General features: G+C 69.3%; 16 protein-coding genes. 7 read left to right on the top strand and 9 right to left on the bottom strand.

Annotation, left to right across the window (positions count from 1 at the left end; genetic code table 11):
- Nucleotides 1–113 precede the first annotated feature (113 nt).
- From MJ605_RS13565 to glk, 9 genes are all read right to left on the bottom strand, one after another.
- Nucleotides 114–2414, bottom strand: coding sequence for a TonB-dependent receptor (locus MJ605_RS13565; RefSeq protein ID WP_243042070.1), 2301 nt, complete (start codon nt 2412–2414; stop codon nt 114–116).
- Between the two features lie 371 nt (nt 2415–2785).
- Nucleotides 2786–4111: an alkaline phosphatase family protein gene (locus MJ605_RS13560; protein ID WP_243042069.1), complete on the bottom strand. Its 1326-nt coding sequence runs from the start codon at nt 4109–4111 to the stop codon at nt 2786–2788.
- 107 nt (nt 4112–4218) lie between these two features.
- Nucleotides 4219–5283 carry a glycerophosphodiester phosphodiesterase gene (locus tag MJ605_RS13555; RefSeq protein WP_425601018.1) on the bottom strand — a complete coding sequence of 355 codons (1065 nt, stop codon included), beginning with the start codon at nt 5281–5283 and terminating at the stop codon, nt 4219–4221.
- A gap of 146 nt (nt 5284–5429) precedes the next feature.
- Nucleotides 5430–7163 (bottom strand): alkaline phosphatase, encoded by a 1734-nt coding sequence (locus tag MJ605_RS13550; protein ID WP_243042068.1) that lies wholly within the window; start codon nt 7161–7163, stop codon nt 5430–5432.
- Between the two features lie 425 nt (nt 7164–7588).
- On the bottom strand, nt 7589–8662 hold the full coding sequence (locus MJ605_RS13545; RefSeq protein ID WP_243042067.1) for an acyltransferase family protein: 1074 nt from the start codon (nt 8660–8662) through the stop codon (nt 7589–7591).
- The gene (locus MJ605_RS13540) at nt 8659–11028 is read right to left on the bottom strand and encodes a family 20 glycosylhydrolase (protein WP_425601013.1); all 2370 of its coding nucleotides are present in this window, start codon (nt 11026–11028) and stop codon (nt 8659–8661) included. Before MJ605_RS13540 ends, MJ605_RS13545 begins: the two co-directional genes overlap by 4 nt.
- Nucleotides 10988–12823, bottom strand: coding sequence for a glycoside hydrolase family 9 protein (locus tag MJ605_RS13535; RefSeq protein ID WP_243042065.1), 1836 nt, complete (start codon nt 12821–12823; stop codon nt 10988–10990). Before MJ605_RS13535 ends, MJ605_RS13540 begins: the two co-directional genes overlap by 41 nt.
- A 95-nt stretch (nt 12824–12918) precedes the next feature.
- Nucleotides 12919–15699 carry a TonB-dependent receptor gene (locus MJ605_RS13530; RefSeq protein ID WP_243042064.1) on the bottom strand — a complete coding sequence of 927 codons (2781 nt, stop codon included), beginning with the start codon at nt 15697–15699 and terminating at the stop codon, nt 12919–12921.
- Nucleotides 15700–15796: 97 nt separating this feature from the next.
- Entirely contained in the window at nt 15797–16825 is a 1029-nt protein-coding gene (gene glk / locus MJ605_RS13525) for a glucokinase (RefSeq protein ID WP_243042063.1), read from the bottom strand.
- A gap of 523 nt (nt 16826–17348) precedes the next feature.
- On the opposite strand from glk, the gene pxpB reads away from it, so the two are divergent.
- The 7 genes from pxpB to MJ605_RS13490 all read left to right on the top strand — a co-directional run bounded on the left by pxpB (nt 17349) and on the right by MJ605_RS13490 (nt 23828).
- Entirely contained in the window at nt 17349–18068 is a 720-nt protein-coding gene (gene pxpB, locus MJ605_RS13520) for a 5-oxoprolinase subunit PxpB (protein WP_243042062.1), read from the top strand.
- Nucleotides 18065–19048 carry a 5-oxoprolinase subunit C family protein gene (locus MJ605_RS13515; protein ID WP_243042061.1) on the top strand — a complete coding sequence of 328 codons (984 nt, stop codon included), beginning with the start codon at nt 18065–18067 and terminating at the stop codon, nt 19046–19048. Before pxpB ends, MJ605_RS13515 begins: the two co-directional genes overlap by 4 nt.
- Nucleotides 19045–19833: a LamB/YcsF family protein gene (locus MJ605_RS13510; RefSeq protein ID WP_243042060.1), complete on the top strand. Its 789-nt coding sequence runs from the start codon at nt 19045–19047 to the stop codon at nt 19831–19833. Before MJ605_RS13515 ends, MJ605_RS13510 begins: the two co-directional genes overlap by 4 nt.
- Nucleotides 19830–20525: a DUF969 domain-containing protein gene (locus MJ605_RS13505; RefSeq protein WP_243042059.1), complete on the top strand. Its 696-nt coding sequence runs from the start codon at nt 19830–19832 to the stop codon at nt 20523–20525. Before MJ605_RS13510 ends, MJ605_RS13505 begins: the two co-directional genes overlap by 4 nt.
- Before the next feature lie 2 nt (nt 20526–20527).
- On the top strand, nt 20528–21496 hold the full coding sequence (locus MJ605_RS13500; protein ID WP_243042058.1) for a 5-oxoproline transporter, DUF979 family subunit: 969 nt from the start codon (nt 20528–20530) through the stop codon (nt 21494–21496).
- A 22-nt stretch (nt 21497–21518) separates the two neighbouring features.
- Nucleotides 21519–22172 (top strand): pyroglutamyl-peptidase I, encoded by a 654-nt coding sequence (pcp, locus tag MJ605_RS13495; protein ID WP_243042057.1) that lies wholly within the window; start codon nt 21519–21521, stop codon nt 22170–22172.
- Nucleotides 22173–22541: 369 nt separating this feature from the next.
- A complete protein-coding gene (locus MJ605_RS13490; protein ID WP_243042056.1) occupies nt 22542–23828 on the top strand; it encodes a sugar MFS transporter in 1287 nt (428 codons plus the stop codon).
- Nucleotides 23829–23880: the final 52 nt, after the last annotated feature.

Raw genomic sequence — 23880 nt, 5'->3', positions numbered from 1 at the left:
ATCTTAGAGCCTGTTCAACCTCTCGGTGTCGTCCCAGCCCCCTCCCGACCTCCCCCTGCACGCAGGGGAGGGTTGGAGAGGGGTGCTCTGCGGCCACACCGAGATGTTTCCGGTCAGAACTTCGCGTTGATGTTGAAGAACACCTGGCGCGGCGCGCCGGCCATCAGGGTCTGATTCCAGCCCATCGGGTCGGAGGCCACGTAGCCGTTGGTGCCGGTGGTGGCGAAGTAGCGCTTGTTGAACAGGTTGGTGACGTTCAGGCCCAGGCTCACGTCCTTGAGCAGGGATACCTCGCCCACGTCGTAGTTCACGCCCGCCTCGAACAGCCAGTACGAGGGCACCTGGGAGTCGTTGATGTAGGTGATGTAGCGGCGGCCGGTGTACTTGCCATCGATGCTCGCGCTCCACGGTCCCTGGCTGTAGCTGAGGTCGCTGGTGAACATCCAGGTGGGAATGCCGACCACGTACTTGCCGTCGGTCGCCACCACGCCGTTGTTGAGGTAGTCGTCCTGGTACTTGGAGTTGTCGTAGGACAGCGTGTTGAGCCAGCGCACGTGCTCCACCGGGCGCCAGATCACCGCCAGGTCCACGCCGGTGCTCTTGACCGAGCCCACGTTGTTGAGGATGGCCGAGCAGGTCTGCACCGCGCTGCACGGCGACACCGCCAGCAGGCGGTTGGTGAAACGGGTGATGTACGCGTCCGCCGACGCCTCGAAGCTGTCGCCGTGCACGCGATAGCCCAGTTCGAGGGTCTGCGACTGCTCGGGCTTGAGCGAGCCCTTGCTGGCGTCGAACGCCGCCTGCGACTGGCTGAAGGGCAGGAAGCCGTAGGCCGACAGGTTCTTGCTGTAGGAGGCATAGACCTCCTGGTGCGCGTCGATCTTGTAGTTGACGCCCGCCTGCGGCAGGAAGCCGTCGCTGGCGCGGATGCGGCCGGCCGCCAGCGCGGCGCTCGGCACCCACGAGTCGGCCGTGTTGGTGACGCCCAGTGCCTTGGCGCCGAAGTTCACGGTGAGGCGGTCGTCCAGCAGGTGGATGGTGTCGGCCGCATAGGCCATGCGCGTCTGGGTGACGTAGTGCTGCAGGAAGTCGCGCGCGAACGGCGCCTGCGCCTCGTAGAAATTGCTCAGGTAGTCGTAGGCACCGGTGAGGTAGAAGTAGTTGCGCTCCTGGTTGGTCTTGGCGTTCTCGCCCCAGAAGCCCACCTCGACGTCGTTGTTGCCCAGCGAGAACTGCAGCGATCCGGTGGCGCCGTAGCGGTCCAGCCCGTAGTCGGTGGTGCGCATCGCCAGCGGCACGCTGGCCGAGGAAGGCACGTACGGCGTGGCCCATTGGCCCTCGCCGCGATTGTCGTGGTAGTAGGTACCCAGGTTGAGCGTGGCATGCTCGCTCAGGTTGAAGGTGCCGCTCAGGCCAGTGAGGCTGTCGCGGCGGATGCCGCCACCGGCGTAGTAGGTGGAATCGACCAAGTCATAGCCGGCCGGCAGCTTGGACAGCACGGCCGGGTAGCTGCCGTTGCCGTTGTATGCGTTGGCGATCTGCACCGCCTCGCCCCAGTTCGGCTGCAGGTAGTCCCAGTTCCAGCCCAGCGCCTTCTGGCTGGCCAGGGACAGGTCCATGTAGTCGTATTCCTTGCGGCGCGAATCGTCGTGGAACAGGCTGATGCTGCCGCCGCTCCACTGGTACACCGCCTTCAGGTTGATCTGGTCGGACTTCTGGTCGCCATAGCCCTTCCACTTGTCGGTGTCGGCGTGGTCATAGGACACGTACATCGAGAAGCCGTGGTAGTCGCCCGAATCCAGGCGCACGAAGGTGCGGTGGGTGGAATCCGAACCCAGCACCTGGTTGATGCGCGCGCCGGCCACTGCGTCCGGGTCGGCCGAATAGAACTGGATGGTGCCGCCCAGGTTGGTGTTCGAGGCCGTGCCCAGGGCACCGGCGCCCTGGGCCAGTTCCACCGTGCTGATGTTGTCGCTGCTGATCGCGCGGGTCACCTGCAGGCCGGTGGTGGTGCCGTAGCTCATGTTGCCCAGCGGGATGCCGTCGAGGGTGAAGCCGAGGCGGCTCTGGTCGAAGCCGTGCAGGAAAATCTGGGTGGACCACTCGTAGGCGCCCCATGGGTCGGCCGACTGGAAGCTCACGCCCGGCAGCTTGTCGATGGCCTTGAGCGGGCTGCTGCCCGGCGCCAGCGTCTGGATGTCCTGGGCGGTGACCTTCTGCACCTGGCGTGTCTCGCCGCTGGCCACGACCGATACCGCCTCCATGGTCTTGGGGTTGTCCTTGCTGGCGTCCGCCGCATCGGCGGGCGCGGTCGGCGCGGCAGCGGCGCCATCCTCGGCGAGCAGCAGCCCGCTATGGAAGAAACCCAGGATGGCCAAGGCGAGCGCGGTCCTGCGAAGGGAATGCTTGGGCATGACGAATCCTCGCGCGCGGATTCGCCACGAATCCGCACGATGTGGTGATGGAGGTACCTGAGGGGAAATAGCCGTCCAAACCGTTCGGACGGCACCAGCCAAGCGTGAAGGTCGCGTGTGTACCGGCGATGACACGCAGGTTTAAGACCTGCGCGCGCGAACCGTGAAACGCCGCCGATGTGCGGCAATGCACATCGGCGGCGTCGCTTAGAGCTGTTCAAAGTCTCGGCTTGGCCACAAGCACCCCTCCCCAACCCTCCCCTGCATGCGGGGGAGGGGGCCGGAGCGTGCATGTTTTGGCTCCTCCCCCTGCTGGCAGGGGGAGGTTGGGAGGAGGTAGCTGGGATAACACCGAGATGTTGAACAGGCTCTTAGAGCAGCGGCTTCCCTTCCGCCTGCGGCAGGCTGACACCGAGCGCATGGGCGATGGTCGGCGCGATGTCGCGCATGTCGATGTCGCCCAGGTTCCTGCCCGCGGGGATGCCCGCCCCTTCGATCAGGAAGGTCGAGCGCATCGCGGGCAGCGCGGGGTCGTAGCCGTGCATGCCGTGGTAATGGCTGTCCTGCGAGGGCGGCGCATCCGGCCGGGCGCCCATCTCGTAGCCCGGCTTGAACAGCACGAACCATTGCGCGAGCCCGGTGCCGCCGTCATGCACGACCTGCGCCTGGTCCAGCACGCGGTCGATGCCATAGGCCGGATTCTTCTGGAGGCCGGCCAGCAGCGCGGCCACCTTGTCGCGGGTGGCGGCATCGTCCGGCTCGCGCAGCACGATGGCGGCGCTGCCGCCGTCGTTCCATGGCATCGCCTGCCAGCTGGCGACCTCACCGTCCTTCAGCGTCACCAGGCCCGCCTGGATGAAGGGCGCATACAGGTTCACGTCGCGCTGCACCGGCAGGAACCCGTGGTCGGACACTACCGCCACCACGCCGTCGGGATGGACGCGTTGCGCGGCCTGTACCAGCTCGCCGACCAGCGCGTCGATGCGTTCCAGCACCTTGTGCGCGGGAGGCGTATCCGGTCCGCTGGCGTGCTGCTCATGGTCGAGCGAAGTGAGGTAGGCGGTCATGAAATCCGGCTTGCGCGCTTCCAGCAGGGCGACCGCGAAGCGGGTGCGGTTCTCGTCGCCCGCCAGGCTTTCGTCGATGCCGTCGGCATAGGGCCCCAGGTCCTTTTCGAGCGCCGGCAGCAGGCCGGGCGTGGCCAGCGCCGCCAGCAGCTTGCGGTCGTCCGGCGTGCCGGTGCGCCAGATCTGCGGCAGGTTCCAGTCCACCGCCGCGCCCACGCTCACCGGCCAGTGCACGTTGGCCGTGCTCAGGCCGGCCGCATGCGCGGCGTCCCACAGGGTAGGCACGCGGATGTCGCTGGCGTACCAGTCCCAGCCCTGCTGGTTCTTGTTGTACGGATCGAAGGTGAGGTTGCCGCCGATGCCATGCTGCTCCGGCGAAACGCCGGTGATCAGCGTGGTGTGGCTGGGATAGGTGAGCGTGGGCAGCACGCCGCGCACCGATTCGGCGTAGCTGCCATCGCTGAGGAAGGCGCGCAAGTGGGGCAGGTGCAGCCCGCGCTGCTCGGCCTGCAGCACGTCGGCCGGGCGCAGGCCGTCGATGGAGATCATCAGCACCGGCGCGGCCGTGGCCGGCATGGCGAAGGCGAGCGCCAGCAGGCTGGCGACGAGGGGAACCTGGGGGATGCGCATGATGAAGTCACCGTGTGAGTGAAGTATCGCCAAGAGCCGCCGCCCGCCGTCATCACGGTGGCAGTCGGGATCGGCGCGGAATGCGGGAATGCGATGGGATGGGCGCGTCAGCGCCCGTCCACGGCCTTGCGGCCGAGCGCGGGATCGTCGGTGAAGAACGCATCGATGCCGGCCGCGAGGTAGGCGCGGATCTCCGCCACTGAGCCCGCTTCGTTGAAGGTCTTCGGATCGGTGCCCTGCCAGAAGTTCTTCGCCTGGAAATAGTTCTCCGGGCGGAAGGTGTAGGGATGCAGCTCCAGCCCGGCCGCATGCGCGTCGTGCACCAGGGCGGTGGGCCTGCCCAGCGTGCCGTCGGCCGCCAGCGGGATGATGGCGCGGATGCCCGGGCCGATCGCATCGGCGTAGCTGGCGATCTCGCGCAGGCCGGCGGGCGTCATCATGTCGCCGTAGCTCAACCTGCCGCCGGCGGCCACCACGTCGTAGGGATGCTCGCCAGGATCGTCCATAAGCTGCAGCAGGCGGATGTTGGGATGGTCCTTGCCGAGCTTGCCGCGCAGGTAGCGCAGGTTGGCGGTCTCGAACGACTGGATCTCCACCGGCGCGGTGCGCGTGTACGCGTGCGCGGCGAGGATCGCCAGCACCTTGTCCTCCATCGGCAGGCCGGCCTTCTGGAAATAGGTGCCGTGCTTGATCTCGGGGATGATGCCGATCACGCGGCCCCGGGTGGCCGATTCGGCGGCGACGAAGTCGATGATCTCGTCCAGCGTGGGGATCTGGAAGCGGCCGTCGTAGGCCGTGCCGCGGAATGCCGGCAGCCGCTCGCGGGCGCGCAGGATCTTGAGTTCGGCGAGGGTGAAGTCCTCGGTGAACCAGCCGGTGACCGGGTGGCCGTCGATGGCCTTGGTGGTCTTGCGGGCGGCGAATTCCGGATGGCTGGCCACGTCGGTGGTACCGCCGATCTCGTTCTCGTGGCGCGCCACCGGCACGCCGTCGCGCGTCATCACCAGGTCCGGCTCGATGAAGTCCGCGCCGTCGGCGATGGCCTTGCCGTACGAGGCCAGCGTGTGCTCGGGCCGCAGCGCACTGGCGCCACGGTGGCCGATCACCAGCACCTTCGCCGCCAGCGGTGCCTCGTTCGCCTGCACTTGGCCGGCCATCGCCCAGATACCCATCAGCAAGACGGCCCAGCTTAAACGACCCATGTCACTCTCCGCAGTCCCCTTGGCGGGCGCGGCCCGCGCACGCCATCCAGCCATGGTGGAGCGGCCACGTGTCGATTGCTTGACAGCCATCTTGCGTCGCGCGCGCGGCCCGGCGACTAGCGGTTCGCCTCCCGCTGCAGCCAGGCCTGGTAGCTGGGTCGTTCCACCGGCACGCCCCCGGCGTTGCAACTGCCCAGGCTGCACAGCTCCCCGCGCAGGCGCGGCGTGTGCTGCACGATCACGTGGAAGATGGCGTTCTGCTCCATCTCGCCATGGAACGCCGCCGCGCCGGGGCCCTGGGCGAAGATGGCCACGTCCTCGCCGCCATGCGTCTCGGCCTTCAGCGGCAGGGTGCTTTCCTGCATGTAGTCCGCATCGCCGGTCGCCACCCGGGCGAGGTCCGGCCGGCCCTGGGCCGCGTACGCATAGTCGTGCGGGTTGTGCGGGTAGCGCTTGCCGCCTTCCGGCTGCATGTCGGTGGCGCCGGTGTAGCCGGGTCCGTTGGCGAAACCCAGCGTGGTGTAGGGCCGGCCTGCGGCATCGCGCGCCATGCCGGCCGCGCCCTCGTCGTCGTAGCTGTCGGTGGGGCCCTGCACCAGGCCGAGGATGTCGTTGCCGCGCCGGGGATAGCCGGCGAAGGTCAGCGTGTGGCTGTGGTCCGCGGTCACCACGATCAGGGTGTCGCGCGGATCGGTATGCTCCAGCGCGGCCTGCACCGCGTCCGCCATGGCAATGGTTTCCTCCAGCGCGCGGTAGGCGTTGCCCGCGTGCAGCGCGTGGTCGATGCGGCCGCCCTCCACCATCAGGAAGAAACCGTTCGGATGCCGCTTCAGCACCTCGATGGCAGCGGTGGTCATCTCGGCCAGGCTGGGCTCGTCCAGGTGGTCGCGGGTGCGCTCATGCTCGTAGTTCAGGTGCGAACTGTTGAACAGGCCCAGCAATTGCGGCGTGCGGGCGGGGTCCAGCGATGCCAGCTGCCGGCCGCTCCACACGTAGGCGCCCTGCGGGTGCCTGTGCCGCCATTCCGCGATCAGGTCGCGGCCATCCAGGCGCTGGCCCACCTTGCCCGGCTCCACCGGATCCTCCATGCCGGCAGGCATGAATTCCGTGCGGCCGCCGCCCATGGCCACAGTGAGCCCGCCGGCCACCGGAAAGTCGATCAGTTGCGCGGCGAAATCCTTGCAGCCCTGTGCCTTGGCCGCAGGTGTGAGGTCGGCATCCACCTCCCAGTTGCGCTCGGGCAGGTGGCCGTAGGTCGCCGCGGGCGTGGCGTGCGTGATGCGAGTGGTGGTGACCGCGCCGGTACCCATGCCGGCGGCGGCGGCCAGCTCCAGCGCGTTCACCAGCTCCTGCCCGTGCGAGGCCTCGCAATCCTGGCGGCGCGGTGCCTGCGATATGCCGACGAAGCCGGCGCGGGTCTTCACGCCGCTCATGATCGCGGTCATGGTGCCCGCCGAGTCGGGCGTCTGCTGGTCGGTCTCGTAGGTGCGGCTCAGGGCGCTGAACGGGAAGCGCTCGAAGCTCAGGCGATGGCTCTCGCCATCCCCGCCCTCGCGCTGGCCCGCGCGCACATGCGCGGCGGCGATGGTGGTCAGCCCCATGCCATCGCCCAGGAACACGATCACGTTCCTGGCACGCTGGCCCTGGGTGTTGGCCTGCGCGGCCAGCTGCGCCGCGGTGGCCGCGCCGCTGCGGAACCACCACTGCGGCGTCTCGCCCCCGGGGCGCTGGATGGCCGGCACCTCGATGGGTGTCGCCGGCGGCGGGATTGCCTGCGCCGCGCAGGCGGACAGCAACGAGAACAGGGCAAGCCACGGGGCGTGGCGGAGCAACGGCGACGATGCGGTCATCGGCAACCTCTCGGGATGAGGGAAGGGAGAGGCGTATGATCGTAGTCGCATCGCAAGAAATTGCGATGACAGCTCCGTGCCACCCACACGCGCTGTCCCGCGCCCACGGCACGACGCCGAGCTGGTGCGCGGCGGCCGCGCGATGCTGCTGAGGCGCGCCTGTACCATGTCGCGCGGCACGATCCGCTCACCGACCTGGTCAACCGCGACCGCTTCCAGGCGCTGCACGTGCCCGCCAGCATCGGCGTCGCCTTTCATCCGCTGCACGGCGACGATCCCGGGAGATCACCCGCGCCGCCGACTACGCGATGTACCAGGTCAAGAAAAGCGGCGGCAACCGCGTGTACCTGGCATGGGGATCATGCAGCGCAGCCGGGCTTCCTGGCGTGGAGGGCCTGTTCAAGGTCTCCACATGGCAAGGCTCTCTACAGCTTGAGGTAAAGCCGTCGCCGGTCCATCGCGTAGACGATGCCCCACCATACCGCCACGAAAACCATGGCGAAGGCCAGCGAGGCCACGTAGGGACCGGCCAGCGGGGTGATCCAGCCGGCGAAGGCGTGGCGGTACAGCGGGTCCTGCAGGCCCAGGCCGGGCAGCAGGATCTGCATCAGTTCCGAGCCGGCATAGGCCGCCACCGCATTCACGCCAAAGCGGCGGCCGATCGCCGGCCAGCCGCGGCGGTCGACCAGCACGTGGCACAGCCACAGCGCCAGCATGGCCCAGCCACCGGTACACAGCACGAACGAGGACGTCCACAGGTTCTTGTTGAGCGGCAGCGCCAGCGACCACGCATAGCCGGCCACCAGCGATAGCACGCCGGCAATGAGCAGCGGACGCATCTTCTCCTCGCGCAGCCACTGGCCCGCGCGCAGGCCGAGCAGGCTGGTCGCCAGCGACGGCAGGCAGCCCAGCAGGCCTTCCGGGTCGTGGCCGAGGCCGGTGTGCGGATCGACCAGGTAGACGAAGCGGCCGAACACCGCATGGTCGGTGCGGCTGACGATATTGACGAAAGGTTCCAGGCTGCCGCCGGCCAGCAGCAGGCCCCAGTAGCCTAGCAGGAGCACCGCGATGGCCACCCATTGCGTGCGCGCCCGGGTAAAGACGGCAAACGCCGCCGCGCCCGCGAAGCACACGCCGATGCGCTGCAGCACGCCGGGAAAGCGCAGATGCGCGCCGGGCATCACCAGCCACGCCAGCACGTTGATCGCCACGCCCAGCAGCAGGATGCGCAACGCGCGCTGGAGCGCCGCGCGCATCAGCGCGCCCCGGTCGGCGCCCTGCTCCACCCGTGGCCCGATCGCCAGCGCGATCGACACGCCCACCACGAACAGGAAGAACGGGAACACCAGGTCGGTCGGCGTGCAGCCGTTCCACTCGGCGTGTTCCAGCGGCCAGTACACATGGTCCCAGTCGCCCGGATCGTTGACCAGCAGCATCAGCGCCACGGTGCAGCCGCGCAGCGCATCGACCGAGGCGAGGCGTCGCCCCACGGCGTTCATCGCGCGCCCCCGTCGGTTGGCAGCAGCGCGGCCTCGCCGATGCCGTAGAGCGGCCCCGTGATCGGCGAGGTGAACAACAGGCACAGGTCGTGCACGCCTTGCCGGGGCGGCAGCGCGCCTTGCAGGGTAAACGCGTCGGACCCGCCGGCGGGCAGCGGCAGCGAGGCCAGCCGCTCGCCCTGGCAGCCGTCCAGGCGCACTTCCAGCTCGCCCTGCGGCGTGTGGCCCGGATGTGCCACCACCAGCCTGGCGTCATGGGCGAGCTGGTAGTTGCGCGGCAGCCGCGCGGTATCCACGCGGATCGCCGCGATGCCGTCCAGCCGCGCGGCGCGATACAGGCGGCAGTTGTCGAACACGTTGACCAGGTAGGTAGGCGCCATGCTGGTGGCATCGGGCGTGGGCTGCACGCGCAGGCGGAAATCGCTGCCGGGGCAGTTGTCCAGCTCGCCGCTGCCCATGCTGCGCAATGCGGCCAGGCTGAGCTGGCGCTGGCGCGGCGCGGCCAGCGGGGTGCCATCCGGCGCCAGCGCCACCGCATTGACGACGGCGGGCAGCGCCACCGCGAACGGCCCGGCGTACAGCGGTGAGGCGGCACTCGGCACGCTTCCGTCGGTGGTGTAGCGCAGATTGCCGTAGCGGGCCTGGTTGGACAGCGTGACCGTGGCACGCCCGCTCTCAATGGCCGCGTTGCGGTCCACCTCGACCGACACGGCGAAGGCGCTGTCGGCATAGGCGATGTCCTGCGCGCGGTAGCGCGCCAGTTGCGCCGGCAGGCGGCCGAGGAAGCCGTGCCAGTCGCGCGCGGCCACCGGCGTCCATGCCGCCTCGGCCAACGCATCCATGCGTGGGAACACCGCATGCTCGACATGCCGCAGGGTCGGCATGTGCTCGGTCCACATGTTGGCCTGCAGGCCCAGTACGTGGGCGGCCTGCGCGGCGTCGAGCTCCTTGGGCACCGCCTCGAAGGCGTAGACGCTTTCCAGCGACATCGACGGCAGGCGGCCGGTGGTCTCGTCGTCGCGGTCGCTCTGCATCTGGTCCAGGTAGAGCTGCGGCGCCGGCGAGAGCACCACGTCATGGCCCTGCTTCGCCGCATCGATGGCGCCCTGCGTGCCGCGCCAGGACATCACGGTGGCGCTGGCTGGCACGCCACCTTCGAGGATCTCGTCCCAGCCGACCAGGCGGCGTCCATGCGCGGCGAGGTACGCGCCCATCTGGCCGATGAACCAGCTTTGCAGTTGCTCCTCGTTCTTCAGGCCCAGCGCCTTGATACGCGCCTGCACGGCGGGCGAGGCCTGCCACTGGTCCTTCACCGCCTCGTCGCCGCCGATGTGGATGTAGGGGGAGGGGAACAGCGCCATTACCTCGTCCAGCACGTCCTCGAGGAAATGCACGGTGGGCTCGTCCACGTTGTAGAGGTACGGATGCACGCCCCAGTCGGGCGATACCGGCGGACGCTTGCCGGTGACGCCCAGCGCGGGATACGAGGCCACCGCCGCCTGCGCGTGGCCCGGCATGTCGAGCTCCGGCACCACGGTGATATGGCGCTCGCTGGCATAGGCGACGATGGCGCGGATCTGCTCCTGCGTGTAGAAGCCACCATAGCGCGCGGGTTCGCCGTGCCTGCCGGCGTCCGGCGGCGTGCGCCAGGCGCCGATGCGGGTGAGGTCGGGATACTTCTTGATCTCGATGCGCCAGCCCTGGTCGTCGGTGAGGTGCCAGTGCAGCACGTTGAGCTTGTGCTGCGCCATCTGGTCGAGCAGCGTGCGCACCTCGTCCGGGGTCTGGAAGTGGCGTGCGGAGTCCAGCATCAGGCCGCGCCAGGCGAAGCGCGGCTCGTCGCGGATATGCACCGCCGGCACCTGCACGTCGCCGCTGCCACGGGCGGGCGTCAGCAGCTGCCACGCGGTGATGGCGCCGTAGAACAGCCCCGCCTCTTCCCGTGCCACCACGCGAATGCCCCGTGGCGTCACGTCGAGCGTATAGCCTTCCGCATTGGCTACCGGCGCCTGCGCATCGCGCGTGAGCACGATGGCCGCGCCGGCCAGCGGTCCTTCCTTCACCTGCAACCGCAGATGGCGCGTGCGCGCGATCAACGCCGCCAGGTAGTCCGCGGTGCGACGCGCCGCGGCGTCGCCGGCATCCACCACGATCGGCGTCTGCGTCTCCACGGTGAATGCCTGGCCGGCATGGCTCACCTGCGCCGGCATCGGAATCACATCCACCGAAGTGGCATCGGCGCCATGCGCGAGCGCGGCGATGCCGTACAAGGCGAGGCACAGCAGGCGGTGTGGTTTTCTCATCAGGCGTCTCGCGGCTCCGGCGTCAATCGTGGGGAAGGCTGATGGCGAACAGGTACCACGCATCGTGTGGCAGCCACTGTTCGGTCCAGCGCCAGTCGTCGTCCTTGCCGGTCTGCGCGTAGCCGAGGTCGAAGGCGATGCCTTCCTCGTCGGCCAGCCCGGAGGTAATGCCGTTGATGATGGCGCCCGGCGCGTTGGTGAACGCATAGGAGTCGAAGAACATATACGGCGCGTTGCGCTGGCCGCTGCCCATCAGCAGGCTGCTGTCGTACGGGTTGCGGCCCAGGATCCAGTGCAGCTGGTTCCACGCATAGCCTTGCAGGCGGGCCTGGAAGGCCGGGTCGCCCGCATACAGCGGCGCGGCCAGCCGGGCGGCGGCGGCCAGCGAGGCCAGCCGCGCATCCTCGCCCTGCCACCACGGCGCGGCCTCGCTGTCGTGCGGAAAAAAGAACGCGGTGCGCACGCGCCCGTCGCCGCCGCGCACCAACTGGCGCGCGTAGCCGAACGGATTGGCGACCTCGGCCGTCACCGCCAGCTCCGCCTGCAGCGAGCGGCGCACCGCCTCGCGCACGCGGGCCTGGTGATCCGCATCGGCGATGGCGGCGTATTCCACCAGCGCCACCACCGGCAGGCCGGCGTCGGAGGGATGGAAGAACGGGCGCACGCCATCGTCGGCGCGCCAGTAGTCGCGATGGCCGTCGTGGCTGGTCAGGCGCGCCATCAGGTGGTCGGCGCGCGCGTCGGCCGCCCGGCGCCACGTTTCGTCGCGCGTGGCGCGGTACAGCGCCACCGCGGCGAGCAGCGCGCCGTAGTCGTCGATGATGTTGTCCTTGCCGTCGTTGGTCAGCTCGGCGTTGTGCGCATCGAGGAAACGGTAGGCATCCTCGGCGGCCTTGAGGTAATCTCTGGCGGCGAAGTCGCCGTCCACGCCGGTGCTCGCGGCCAGCGCCAGCGCGGCGATGGCCATGCCGCCGCCGGCGCGGAAGCTGGCCTCGTAGGCGTGCGGCCCATGCGCGGGCTGGTCCACCCGCTCGGTATGGTCGCCGGGCTTGAGCTTGATCCGGGTGCGCCAGTTGGGATCGCCGATGCGGCGGTCCTGCGGCAGCTTGCCGGCGCCGGGCGCGTCGATGGACTGGTAGAACGAACCGTCCGGGCGCTTGTCGCGCACCAGGAAATCGGCGCCGAACAGGCCCTCGTCGAGCAGGCGGCGCTGGTATTCGTGGAAGTTGGGATCGTGCCGTGCCTCCAGCACCTGCCAGCTGCGCAGCAGGCTCCACGCGACCAGCGGCAGCTGCTGGGTGTTGAAGTAGCTGGTGGGGTTCTGGTGCGACAGGTGGATGCCGTAGTCGCCGGTGGCGTCGTACCAGCCACCGTGGATATCCAGCGTGCCCGGCGAGCCGTCGGGGTGCGGCAGGCGCGTGTCGGCCTTGTCCAGCAGGCCGCTGGCGCGCTGGCCCTTGAAGTAATAGATGACGTTGGACAGCGTGTGGCGTTCGAGCACGTTGTCGCGCACGTCGAAGGTCCACGAGCGCAGCTCGTGCCCGCCCTCGTCCAACGCCACGTAATAGTGGCCGGGCTTGGCCAGGCCGCTGAAATCGGCGACCGCGTAGCCTTGCTCGCCCCAGCGGGCCACCCTGGCCGGCGACGACAGCTCGCCGTGCCATGCCTCCTTGCCTGTGTCTACGTCCACCACGCGGAAGCCGTGCGACGCATCGCCCGGCGGCAGCGCCACCACCGCCTGCTTGGACGCGTGCGTGTCGTAGCCCACCTGGTCGACCAGGACCTTTCCTTCGGTAGCGGCCGCGGCCGGCGCACCGAGCGCCAGCAGCACGGCCACGAGACAGCGGCGACGCCTCATGCCATCGACCCTTCGCAGCAACGACGGATGGATCCCCGATGAAAAATCGGGCCCGGCAAGCATGCCGGGCCCGTAGGCGGGGAGGAAGCCTTGAATCAGATCTTGAAGTTCAGGTTGAGGTAGTACTGGCGACCGTTCACGTAGAACGCATACGGCTGGTTGCCGTAGGCCGGATTGGTCGTGTAGTACTTGAGCTTGGGGTTGTTGAGGTTCATCGCGTCCAGCGAGATCGACATCCACTGGTTGATGTTGTAGCCCAGCGACGCCGCCAGGTTGCCGATGCCGGCCTGGTAGTAGGTGTCGGTGCGGCTCACGCCGTCGTAGAACGACGAGCGGTAGGTGTAGCTGATGCGCGCGTTGAACGTCTTGTTCTCGAAGTACGCCGACACGTTGTAGGTGTTCTTCGAGGTGCCCTGCAGCGGCTTGCCGCCGTCGGCATGGCCTTCGGCGTAGGTGTAGTTGGTCTGCACGCCGAAGTACTCGCCGATCGGCTGGATGTAGTTCAGTTCGATGCCCTTGACGTTGCCATTGACGTTGGTCGGCACGCTGACCAGGTAGGTCGAGAACACGTCGTGGCCCTGGGTCAGGCTGGCCTGCTGGTCCTTGAACTGCAGCGCCTGGGTGCCGAAGTTGATGTAGTTGGCCAACTCCATGTTGTACACGCCGGCCGATACCAGGCCGCGCGGGGCGAAATACCATTCCAGGGCGGCGTCGAAGTTGGTGGAGATCAGCGGCTTGAGCTGCGGGTTGCCGCCGCTGCCGGTGTGGGTCAGGTCATCCAGCGAATACGAGCCGGCCAGCGCGGAGTAGTCCGGGCGGGTCATGGTCTGCGAGGCGGCGAAGCGGGCCAGCAGGTCTTCGGTGAGGTTGAACTTCAGGTTCGCGCTCGGCAGCACGCGGTCGTAGTTGTGGTTGTAGTTGTTGACGTAGTACGGGCCGAAGGCCGAGCCTTCGATCGGGCCGGCCACGCTGTAGTCGGACTGCGCGCCGGTGTTGTAGGTGATGTCTTCCTTGGTGTGCACGTAGCGCAGGCCGATGTTGCCGCTCCAGCGGTCACCGGCGAAGTTGGCCTGGATATAGGCCGCCGCGTCCTTCTCGTTCACCTTGTAGATGTTCTGCCAGTTGAAGCGCGCCACCGGATCGCGGGTGGCGTACAGCGCATCGAACGCGGCCAGCGCGCCGGGGCTGTAGTACCACACCGGGCCTGGGGCGCTCAGGCCGAGGTCGCTGTTGAAGCTGCCCGGGTAGTTCGACCAGGTGGTCGGGTAGTTGGCCGGGTTCTGCCAGTCGCCGGCCGGGCCCTGGCCGATGTCGGTCTTGTTCTCGCGCGTGTGGTCGGAGTAGCGCACGCCGAAGTCCAGCGAGCTGAGTGCGACCGGCGAGCTGTCGAAGGCGTAGTTGCCGTCGAACTGGTAGAAGTTCTCCTTGTCCTTCACGTGGATGTCCTGGTCGCCGAAGATCCAGCCGGCGGAGGGCAGGATGCCGGACGGCGTGGTGTTGTCGCCGCCCATGGACCAGTTGATCGGCTGGCCGGTGCCGCGCATGTCCCAGCTGGCGCCGGCGCCGGCGCCGAAGCCCAGCTCCGACACGTTCTGCTCATCGCTGTTGCCCTTGCCCTCGGTGGTGCCGATCTGGCCGGTGAAGGTCAGGTGGTCAGTGGCGCGCCATTCGGCGTCCAGGGTGGTGTAGGCCGACTGCGAGGACGCGCCCGGGCGGGAGATCTGGTCGTACACGCCGTACGGCGTGGTGCTGCCCGGCACCGGCGCGAACGTGGCGTTCTTCAGCACGTTGCCCGAGACGGTGTAGCCCGGCTGCAGGCCCACGCCGCTCGGCACGAACTGGCTGGCCCACATCATGTAGTTGCGGTTGTAGTTGTCCGCGTTGAGCTTGGAGTAGAAGCTGTCCAGGTTCAGGGTCAGGTTGTCGAGCGGCTTCCACTCGAGGTCGATCAGGCCGCCCTTGCGCGTGCGCGTCTGGGTGAACAGAGTCTGGCCGGTCTCGTTCGGGTAATACACGCCGGCGAGATTCGGATGCGCCACGGCGATGGGGTCGGTGGCCTGGATCTGGTTGTAGCCGCCGACGACTTCCTGGCCGTCGCGCTGCAGGCTGCGCTTCTCGTAGAAGCCCTGCACCATCACGCCGAAGGTGTTGTCGGCGTTCTTGTAGTTGAACAGGCCGTTGAACTGCGGCTTGGTGTTGCCGGGCAGGTCGGCATAGACGCCGCCGATGGAGGCCTGGCCCGTCACCTGCTTGTCGAACTCCAGCGGCTTGCGGGTAATGATGTCCACCGAGCCGGCGCTGCCGCCCTCCTCCAGCTTGGCCTCCGAGCTCTTGTGCACCACCACCTCGCTGACCACTTCGGCCGGCAGCAGGCTGTAGCTCACGCTGCGGCCCACGGTCTGCACCTGGCTCAGCACGAACCAGTCGCCGGTGCCCACGGTGTGGCCGTTGACGGTGGTCTGGGTCATGCTCGGGTTGGTGCCGCGCAGGCTGACGCGGTCGTTCTCGTCGAAGCCGCCTTCGCTGGCGCTGGACGAGCTGATGTTGACGCCGGGCAGGCGCTGCAGCGTGTCGGCCACATTCTTGGCCGGCAGCTTGCCGATGTCCTCGGCAGTGATCACTTCGACGTGCGCGTCGGCGGACTTCTTGAGGTTCAGCGACTCGGCTTCCGAATCGCGGATGCCCACCACGGTAATGGTGCTCAGTTCCCTGACCTTGCTCTTGTCGGCATCGGTCTGCGGATTGGCCTGGGCATTGTCCTGGCCGGACGGGACCGGCGCGGGCGCCGGCTGGGTATTGTCGGCGGCATACACGGAGCCGGACAAACACAACCCGGCGATGATGCTGGCTGCTAGCAAAGTTCTGCGGTGTGACATGGTTTCCTCCCCTCGAAGGCGTGACGGCGGCGGATGTCGTGGGTCATCCGGCGCGGCTTGGCTGTCTGGGCTTGCGCCCGGTCCGATGCATACGGCGTTACTGCGTTACTGCGTTCTCCCCTGGTCTTGCATGCTGGCCATCCAGGTACATCCCGGCCGCGCCGATCACCCCCAGCTGGCCGTGTTCCATCAGTCGTACGGGCACCTGCTGCAGGAAGGCGCGCATCACTCCCTTGTTGAAGAAGCGCTCGCGGAACCGGCTGGCCAGCAGCACCTCGCGGATCTGCGGCAGGATGCCGCCCGCCAGGTACACGCCCCCGCGCGCCCCGTACAGCAGGGTCAGGTCTCCCACGAAGCTGCCCAGCAGCCCGCAGAACACCTCCAGTGCTTCCATCGCCGCGGCGTCGCTGTGCGCGAGCGCCGCCTGCGTCACCTCGCTCGGCGCCGACAGCGCCACCGCCTGGCCGCGCAGCGCGCACAGTGCGCGATAGGTGTTCAGCAGGCCCGGCCCCGACAGCACGTGCTCGAACGACACGTAGGGCCGTTCGCGCGACAGGTAGCGCAGCAGTTCGATCTCCCGTTCGTTGCCCGGCGCCAGCGCGATCTGGCCTGCCTCGGTGGCCAGCACCGTGGCATGGGGCTCGCCCGGCAGCAGCACCGCCGAGCCCAGGCCGGTGCCCGGCCCCATCACCAGCACCGGGCCGCGCGCCGGCGGCGCCGGCGTCGGGATCACCGGCGTGCTGTCGCTGTCGCCGAGGAATTGCGTGGCATAGGCCACCGCCTCGAAATCGTTGATTACCGCCAGCTGGTCGATGCCCAGGCTGTCACGGATGTCGCGGATGGACACCGGCCAGGGCAGGTTGTCGTTGACGATGGCATCGCCCAGCACGTAGCCCGCGCTCGCCACCGCGCAGCGCTCGACCCGCACCGAGCGGTCGAGCTGGCTGACGAAGTCGCGCAGCACCGCGGTCAGGCTCGGCCAGTCCGCGCAGGCATAGCGGTGGTATTGCAGCACCGTCACCGGCCGCGCGCCGTCCGGCCGTTCGCTCACCAGTCCGATGCGCGCATGCGTCCCGCCCACGTCCGCCGCGAGAAACACGGCATCCTGCGCCGAGTATCCATGCATGCTGTGGCCTGCCCCTTCGCCCACTGCCATTCCCCCGGTCATCCCTACGTCACGTCGTTGCAACGCGAACCTGATTTTGACCGGAGTCTGGTAACGGCTGACAACGTTGTCAACAACCTGTCGCGAGGCAGCGCCGACTTTCCATGCTGCAGTACCGCACGGCGCCTGGCAAAGCCCGCCAAATCAGCCACATAATCCAATATACACAAATAGTTATGACGCTCTCCAAGGCACCTGCCACCATGCCGCGGCGCGCCAACGAAAAGGCATGGCCGAGCGTGTCATGTGGACATCCGGCGCGGCGGACCGGCCTTCCCGGTGGCCGCCGGCAGGCTTCCCTGCGACACGAATTGACAACGTTGCAAGGCCCGCCACGGCCATTCGTCGCGGTTGGCAGCGCGGCGGACGCGGGGCACCCTTGCAGCCATCGCCCGGCGCCGTCGATTCGACGGGCGCGAGCCACAGGATCCATCGCCCACCATGTCCGGCTTCCATCCCACCTCTCCCGCGCGCGCGCGTCGCCATGCCGAAGCCTGACGCGATGTGGCTTCCCCCGTCCCTGGAAACGCTCGCCGAGGATGCCTTGCTGCTGCGCTTCGGCGACCGCATCGATGCGGCCGTCAACGACCGCGTGCACGCCGCGGCGCGGCGGCTCGCCTCGCTGCCCGGCGTGGAATGCGTGCCCGCCTATGCGAGCCTGCTGCTGCGCTTCGAGCCGGCGCGCTGGCGCCGTGGCGATGCCGCGCCGCACGAGCATTTGCGTGAAGCGGTCGCCACCGCGCTGCGGGAAAGCGACGACACGGAAGCGGCGACGCGCGAGGTGACAGTGCCCGTGTGGTACGGCGCGGAAGCGGGCCCCGACCTGGACGATGTCGCGGCGCATGCGCGCCTCACGCGGGAGGAAGTGGTCGCGCGCCACGTCGCGGCCAGCTATCGCGTCGCCATGCTGGGCTTCGCACCGGGCTTTCCCTATCTGCTGGGCCTGGATCCCGCGCTGGCCATGCCGCGTCGCACCGACCCGCGCCTGAGCGTGCCCGCCGGCAGCGTGGCCATCGGCGGCAGCCAGACCGGCATCTACCCACAGGCCCTGCCGGGCGGCTGGCACTTGATCGGCCGCACGCCGTGGCGCCTGTTCGACCTGCGCGCCGCCGAGCCCTCCCTGCTGCGTCCCGGCGACCGCGTGCGCTTCCGCGCCATCGACGGGACGGAATACGCGCGACTCGCCGCCAGGGCCGATGCATGAGCGTGACCGTGCTCAAGCCCGGGTTGCTCACCAGCCTGCAGGACGGCGGACGGCCCGGCCATGCCGCGCTGGGCATCGGCCGCGCGGGCGCGATGGACGAGCCGGCCCGCCGGCTGGCCAATGCGCTGGTCGGCAACGAGGAGCATGAAGCCGCGCTCGAATTCACCCTGCTCGGCCCCACGCTGCGCTTCGAGCGGGCGGCGGTGATCGCGCTGACCGGCGGCGAATGCGGCGCACGGGCGGGCGACTGGCCCCTGCCCCTGTGGACCTGCTGCCTGCTGCCCGCCGGCAGCGTGCTGCAACTGGGCGGCATGCGCCGGGGCTGCCGCGGCTACCTGGCGGTGCGGGGCGGCTTCGACGCGCCGCCCGTGCTGGGCAGCCGCAGCACCGACCTGCATGCGCGGCTCGGTCCGCTGGACGGCCGCGCGCTGCAGGCCGGCGACCGCCTCGCGGTGGGCCCACCTTCGCGCGGCCCCTCGCCGCGCGGCCTGCGCGCGCCGCACGCGCTGCGCTGGAGTCTCGATCCCCGGCCCTGGCTGGACGATGGCGAGACGCCGCTGGCCCTGCTGCGCGGCCATCATTTCGATGCATTGGACGATGCTTCACGCCAGCGGCTGTTCACCGCGCGCTTCACCGTCAGCAAGGACAGCAACCGCACCGCCAGCCGTCTGGACGGCCAACGGCTGGCCTTGCGGCAGCCGCTGGAACTGGTCTCGGAGGCCACCTTGCCAGGCACCGTGCAATTGCCGCCCTCGGGCCAGCCGATCGTGCTGCAGGCGGAGGCGCCGGTCACCGGCGGCTACCCGCGCGTGGGCCAGCTGGCGGCGGCGGACCTGCCGCGGCTGGCGCAGCGGCGCCCCGGCGATGCCGTATGCTTCCGCGAATGCACGCTGGCGGAGGCCGTCGAGCGCCTGGCCCGACGCCAGCAACGGCTGCAACGCCTGCTCCACCACATCGCGCGACGCCTGGAATCCGCATGACCCGTGCCGGCAAGACCATCGACCTCAACAGCGACCTGGGCGAATCCTTCGGCGCCTGGCGCATGGGCGACGACGAGGCGCTGCTGGCCGTGGTCAGCTCGGCCAATATCGCCTGCGGCTTCCATGCCGGCGACCCGGACATCATGCGCCGCACCGTCGCGCTGGCGGCCCGCCACGGCGTGGCCATCGGCGCCCACGTCTCGCTGCCCGACCTGCAGGGCTTCGGCCGCCGCGAGATGGCGGTGAGCCCCGACGAGGCCTATGCGATGACGCTCTACCAGGTCGGCGCGCTGCACGGCTTCGCCCAGGCCGCCGGCACGCGCCTGCGCCATGTGAAGCCGCACGGCGCGCTGTACAACATGGCCGCGCGCGACCGCCGCCTGGCCGAGGCAATCGCCCACGCCGTGCGCGATTTCGATCCCTCCCTGCGGCTGTTCGGCCTGGCCGGCTCCGCGCTGGTCGAGGCCGGTCGCGCCGCCGGCCTGGCGGTGGCCGCCGAGGCCTTCGCCGACCGCCGCTACCGCGCCGATGGTTCGCTGCAACCGCGCCGCGAGGCCGATGCCGTCATTGCCGAAAGCGACGAGGCCATTGCGCAGGCGATGGCGATGGTGCGCGAGGGCCGCGTGCGCGCCGTGGACGGCGAGATCGTCGAGCTGCGGGCGGACAGCTTGTGCGTGCACGGCGACGGCGCGCATGCGGTGGCCTTCGCGCGCCAGTTGCGCGCCGCGCTGCAGGCGGCCGATATCGCGGTCGCTGCGCCGCACGCCATGGAGGACGCCGCATGAACTACTGGCCGTTGCTCGGCGTGGCGGTGATCGTGGTCGGCTTCGCGCTGCGCCTCAACGCGGTGCCGGTGGTGGTGGGCGCGGCGCTGGCCAGCGGGTTGCTGGCGGGCATGACGGTACCCGACCTGCTGGCCCTGCTGGGCAAGAGCTTCGTCTCCGCGCGCATGCTGCTGCTGTTCGTGCTGACCCTGCCGGCCATCGGCCTGCTGGAGCACGCCGGATTGCGCGAGCACGCGCAACGCTGGATGGCGCGCCTGCGCGGCATGACCCTGGCGCGCCTGCTGATCGGCTACCTGCTGGTGCGCGAACTGCTGGCCATGCTCGGCCTGACCGGCGTGGCCGGCGCCCCGCAGACGGTGCGGCCGCTGCTGGCGCCGATGGGCGAGGCCGCCGTGGAGAAGATCCTGCCCACGCTGGACGACGCCGACCGCGACGAGCTGCGCGCGGTGGCCGTCGCCACTGATAACGTCGGGCGCTTCTTCGGCGAGGACGTGTTCATCGCGCTGGGCGCGGTGCTGCTGATCCAGGGCTTCTACGCGCAGCACGGCATCGAGCTGACCCCGCTGTCGATCGCGCTGTGGGCGCTGCCCACCGCCATCGCCGCGTTCGCGATCCAGTCGGCGCGCATCTGGCTGTACCAGCGCCGGCTGCAGCGGCGCGCCCTGCGCCTGCGCGACGGCGGGGCGGGCTGAGCATGCTGCGCATCCAATATGCCTACTGGCTGATCGCCGCCTTCCTGTTCTACGTGGCGTGGCGCAACCTGCGCGCCGGGCAGGGGTGGCGCGCGGCGTTCTGGCTGCTGCTGGGCCTGCTGTTCGGCGGCGGCGACTATGTGCTGGCGCAGCAGGCGGCCGGCCATACGCTGCCAGCGCAGGTCGCCGGCGCGGTGGTGATCGCGCTGGCGGCGCTGGCCCCGCGCCTGCGCCGCCATCCGCACGGCGAGGAAGGCGACGCCGCGCAGCGCCTGCAGTCGGCGATCCGGCTGGGCCACAGGCTGTTCGTGCCCGCCCTGCTGATACCGCTGGTGACCCTGCTGGTGGCGCTGTTCGGCGCGCACTTGTCTATCGCCGGCCACGCGCTGTTCGCCGCGCCGCAGATGACCCTGACCGGCCTGGCGCTGGCCTGCGTGGTGGCGCTGCTGGCGGCGGCGTGGGTGGCGCGGGCACCGGTACATCGCGGCCTGGCCCAGGGCCAGCGCCTGCTCGACGCGATCGGCTGGGCCGCCCTGCTGCCGCTGCTGCTGGCAGCGCTGGGCGAGGTGTTCACGCAGAGCGGCGTAGGCGCCGCCATCGCGGCGATCGCCGGCCACCTGCTGCCCGAGGGCAGCGCCTTCGCCTGCCTGCTGGTGTTCGCGCTGGGCATGGTGCTGTTCACCGTCATCATGGGCAATGCCTTCGCCGCCTTCCCGGTGATGATGGCGGGCATCGGCCTGCCGCTGCTGGTGGGCCAGTACGGCGCCCACCCGGCCATCCTCGGTTCGATGGGCATGCTGTGCGGCTATTGCGGCACCCTGGTCACGCCGATGGCCGCCGACTACAACCTGGTGCCGGCCGCCCTGCTGGAGCTGCGCGATCCCTACGGGGTGATCCGCGCGCAGTGGTGGAGCGCGGTCGCCATCTTCCTCGCCACCTTCGTGATGATGTGGCTGCTGGTATTCCGCTGAGCGCCGCGTCGGGAGCATCGCCATGAGCCACCCCCCCTGCATCCTGCTGACCGGCTTCACCCCGTTCGGCGAGGACACCGTCAATCCCTCGTGGGAGGCCGTGCGCGTGCTGCACGACCAGCGCATCGGCGGGCACCGCGTGGTGTCGCGGCTGCTGCCCACCGCCTTCGAGGCCTCGCGCCGCGAACTGGAGCGGGCCGTCGCCGAACTGGCGCCGGCCATCCTGCTCGGCGTGGGCCAGGCCGGCGGGCGCAGCCGGCTGTCGATCGAGCGGGTGGCCATCAACGTGCAGGACGCGCGCCTGCCGGACAACGACGGGGCCCAGCCGATCGACGAGCCGGTGCTGGCCGGCGGCCCCGCCGCCTACTTCAGCACGCTGCCGGTCAAGGCCATGCTGGCCGCGCTGCACGCCCAGGGCGTGCCGGCGGAGGTCTCCAACACCGCCGGCACCTACGTCTGCAACCACCTGGCCTACCTGATGCTGCACCATGCGGCGGCGCGGCCCAGCACCCGCGCGGGCTTCATCCACATCCCCTACCTGCCGGCACAGGCGGCCCGGCTGGCCGGCGCCCCCAGCATGGCGCTGGAGGACGTGGTGCACGGGCTGACCGTGGCGATGCACGCGGCGGCCACCCACCTGGTCGACGAGAAGCTGGGCGCGGGCACGCTGGACTGAGCAGAACCGGTGCAGGATCGACGATAGCAAGACAACGTTGTCATCACCTCATTGTCCGCATCCCGGCCAAATCCTGGCGCGGACCGGAGGGACGCTTGCGGCGCCCCCGACGGACGCCCTTTCCGCAACGCAACACCCCGTGACTAATGGATTTTTCACGAACGCCAGGCCAGCACGGCGTTGTCGCCGAAGTCCGCCGGGACAGGCGATTGCCGGCATTTTCGTGCCACCGTCCGGCAACAGGACTCATGTCCTGCACGCGACAACAATTGACAACGTTGCACGTAGCGCCGATAAAGCGTTTCGGGGAGAGTGAGGGCCGCCGGGCCCACCAGTCACGAGGCCAATCCGCGGGGAGTCTTCACGTCCATGTCGTCCACAACGCTTGCCGCCGGCGAGACGCATCGCTCCAGCATGGTGCCGATGCTGATCATCGGCGTGCTGTTCTTCATCTTCGGCTTCGTCACCTGGCTCAACGGCCCGCTGATCACCTTCGTCAAGCTCGCCTTCAACGTGGACGACGTGTCCGCGTTCCTGGTGCCGCTGGTGTTCTACTTCTCGTATTTCTTCCTGGCCATTCCCTCCTCCAGCGTGCTGCGACGCACCGGCATGAAGAAGGGCATGGGGCTGGGCCTGTTCGTGATGGCGGTGGGCGCGGTGCTGTTCGGCCAGTTCGTCAGCATGCGCATCTTCTACCCGGCGCTGGTCGGCCTGTTCGTGATCGGCGCGGGGCTGGCGCTGCTGCAGACCGCCTCCAATCCCTACATCTCCATCCTCGGCCCGATCGACAGCGCCGCGCAGCGCATCGCCTTCATGGGCATCTGCAACAAGGTGGCCGGGGCGCTGGCGCCGTTCGTGTTCGGCGCGCTGGTGCTGAGCGGCATCGACAGCTTCGACGCGCAGGTCAAGGCGGCGCCGACCGACGAGGCGCGCGAGGCGCTGCTCAATACCTTCGCCGCCAAGATCCACATGCCGTACATGGTGATGGCCGGCCTGCTGGTGCTGCTGGCGATCTGGGTGGTGCGCTCGCCGCTGCCGGAAATAAGGCCGGCCGGCGCCAACGCCGAGTCGGACATCGGCCACGGCAAGGGCGGCATCTTCAGCTTCCCGCACCTGTGGCTGGGCGTGCTGTGCCTGTTCCTCTACGTGGGCGTGGAGGTGATGGCGGGCGACGCCATCGGCACCTACGGCCAAGGCTTCGGTCTGCCGCTGGAGGAGACCAAGCACTTCACCTCCTTCACCCTGATCGCCATGCTTGCCGGCTACCTGGCGGGCCTGGTGCTGATCCCGCGCTTCATCTCGCAGCAGGGCTACCTGGCAGTGTCGGCGGTGCTGGGCGTGCTGTTCACGCTGGGCGCCTACGTCACCACCGGCCATGCCTCGGTGGGCTTCGTGGCGGCGCTGGGCTTCGCCAACGCGATGATGTGGCCGGCGATTTTCCCGCTGGCCATCCACGGCCTGGGCCGGCTCACCGAGCGCGGCTCGGCGCTGCTCATCATGGCCATCGCGGGCGGCGCGCTGGTGCCGCAGCTGTTCGTGCACCTGAAACAGCACTTCAACTTCCAGCTGGTATTCATGGCGCTGATGGTGCCCTGCTACCTGTACATCCTCTACTACGGCATGAGGGGCCATCGCGTCGGCCAGCGCGCTTCCTGAAGGCGGACGGCGCGGTGCCACGCCGCCGCCGAGCCGCACCCCGCTGGGCTAC

Origin of the sequence: Dyella sedimenti, from assembly GCF_022760995.1 — a bacterium.
Lineage (GTDB): Bacteria > Pseudomonadota > Gammaproteobacteria > Xanthomonadales > Rhodanobacteraceae > Dyella > Dyella sedimenti.
The sequence above is the reverse complement of the archived record's forward strand: the minus strand, read 5'-3'. Positions and strand labels throughout refer to the sequence as shown.

Excerpts from the sequence above, each read along its gene's own strand:
- MJ605_RS13530 (WP_243042064.1), bottom strand. The coding sequence starts at position 15,699 with ATGTCACACCGCAGAACTTTGCTAGCAGCCAGCATCATCGCCGGGTTG.
- MJ605_RS13510 (WP_243042060.1), top strand. The coding sequence starts at position 19,045 with ATGACCCGTGCCGGCAAGACCATCGACCTCAACAGCGACCTGGGCGAA.
- glk (WP_243042063.1), bottom strand. The coding sequence starts at position 16,825 with ATGCATGGATACTCGGCGCAGGATGCCGTGTTTCTCGCGGCGGACGTG.
- MJ605_RS13565 (WP_243042070.1), bottom strand. The coding sequence starts at position 2,414 with ATGCCCAAGCATTCCCTTCGCAGGACCGCGCTCGCCTTGGCCATCCTG.
- pcp (WP_243042057.1), top strand. The coding sequence starts at position 21,519 with ATGAGCCACCCCCCCTGCATCCTGCTGACCGGCTTCACCCCGTTCGGC.
- MJ605_RS13535 (WP_243042065.1), bottom strand. The coding sequence starts at position 12,823 with ATGAGGCGTCGCCGCTGTCTCGTGGCCGTGCTGCTGGCGCTCGGTGCG.
- MJ605_RS13505 (WP_243042059.1), top strand. The coding sequence starts at position 19,830 with ATGAACTACTGGCCGTTGCTCGGCGTGGCGGTGATCGTGGTCGGCTTC.
- pxpB (WP_243042062.1), top strand. The coding sequence starts at position 17,349 with ATGCCGAAGCCTGACGCGATGTGGCTTCCCCCGTCCCTGGAAACGCTC.
- MJ605_RS13550 (WP_243042068.1), bottom strand. The coding sequence starts at position 7,163 with ATGACCGCATCGTCGCCGTTGCTCCGCCACGCCCCGTGGCTTGCCCTG.
- MJ605_RS13555 (WP_425601018.1), bottom strand. The coding sequence starts at position 5,283 with ATGGGTATCTGGGCGATGGCCGGCCAAGTGCAGGCGAACGAGGCACCG.
- MJ605_RS13515 (WP_243042061.1), top strand. The coding sequence starts at position 18,065 with ATGAGCGTGACCGTGCTCAAGCCCGGGTTGCTCACCAGCCTGCAGGAC.
- MJ605_RS13490 (WP_243042056.1), top strand. The coding sequence starts at position 22,542 with ATGTCGTCCACAACGCTTGCCGCCGGCGAGACGCATCGCTCCAGCATG.
- MJ605_RS13545 (WP_243042067.1), bottom strand. The coding sequence starts at position 8,662 with ATGAACGCCGTGGGGCGACGCCTCGCCTCGGTCGATGCGCTGCGCGGC.
- MJ605_RS13500 (WP_243042058.1), top strand. The coding sequence starts at position 20,528 with ATGCTGCGCATCCAATATGCCTACTGGCTGATCGCCGCCTTCCTGTTC.
- MJ605_RS13560 (WP_243042069.1), bottom strand. The coding sequence starts at position 4,111 with ATGCGCATCCCCCAGGTTCCCCTCGTCGCCAGCCTGCTGGCGCTCGCC.
- MJ605_RS13540 (WP_425601013.1), bottom strand. The coding sequence starts at position 11,028 with ATGCGTGGTACCTGTTCGCCATCAGCCTTCCCCACGATTGACGCCGGA.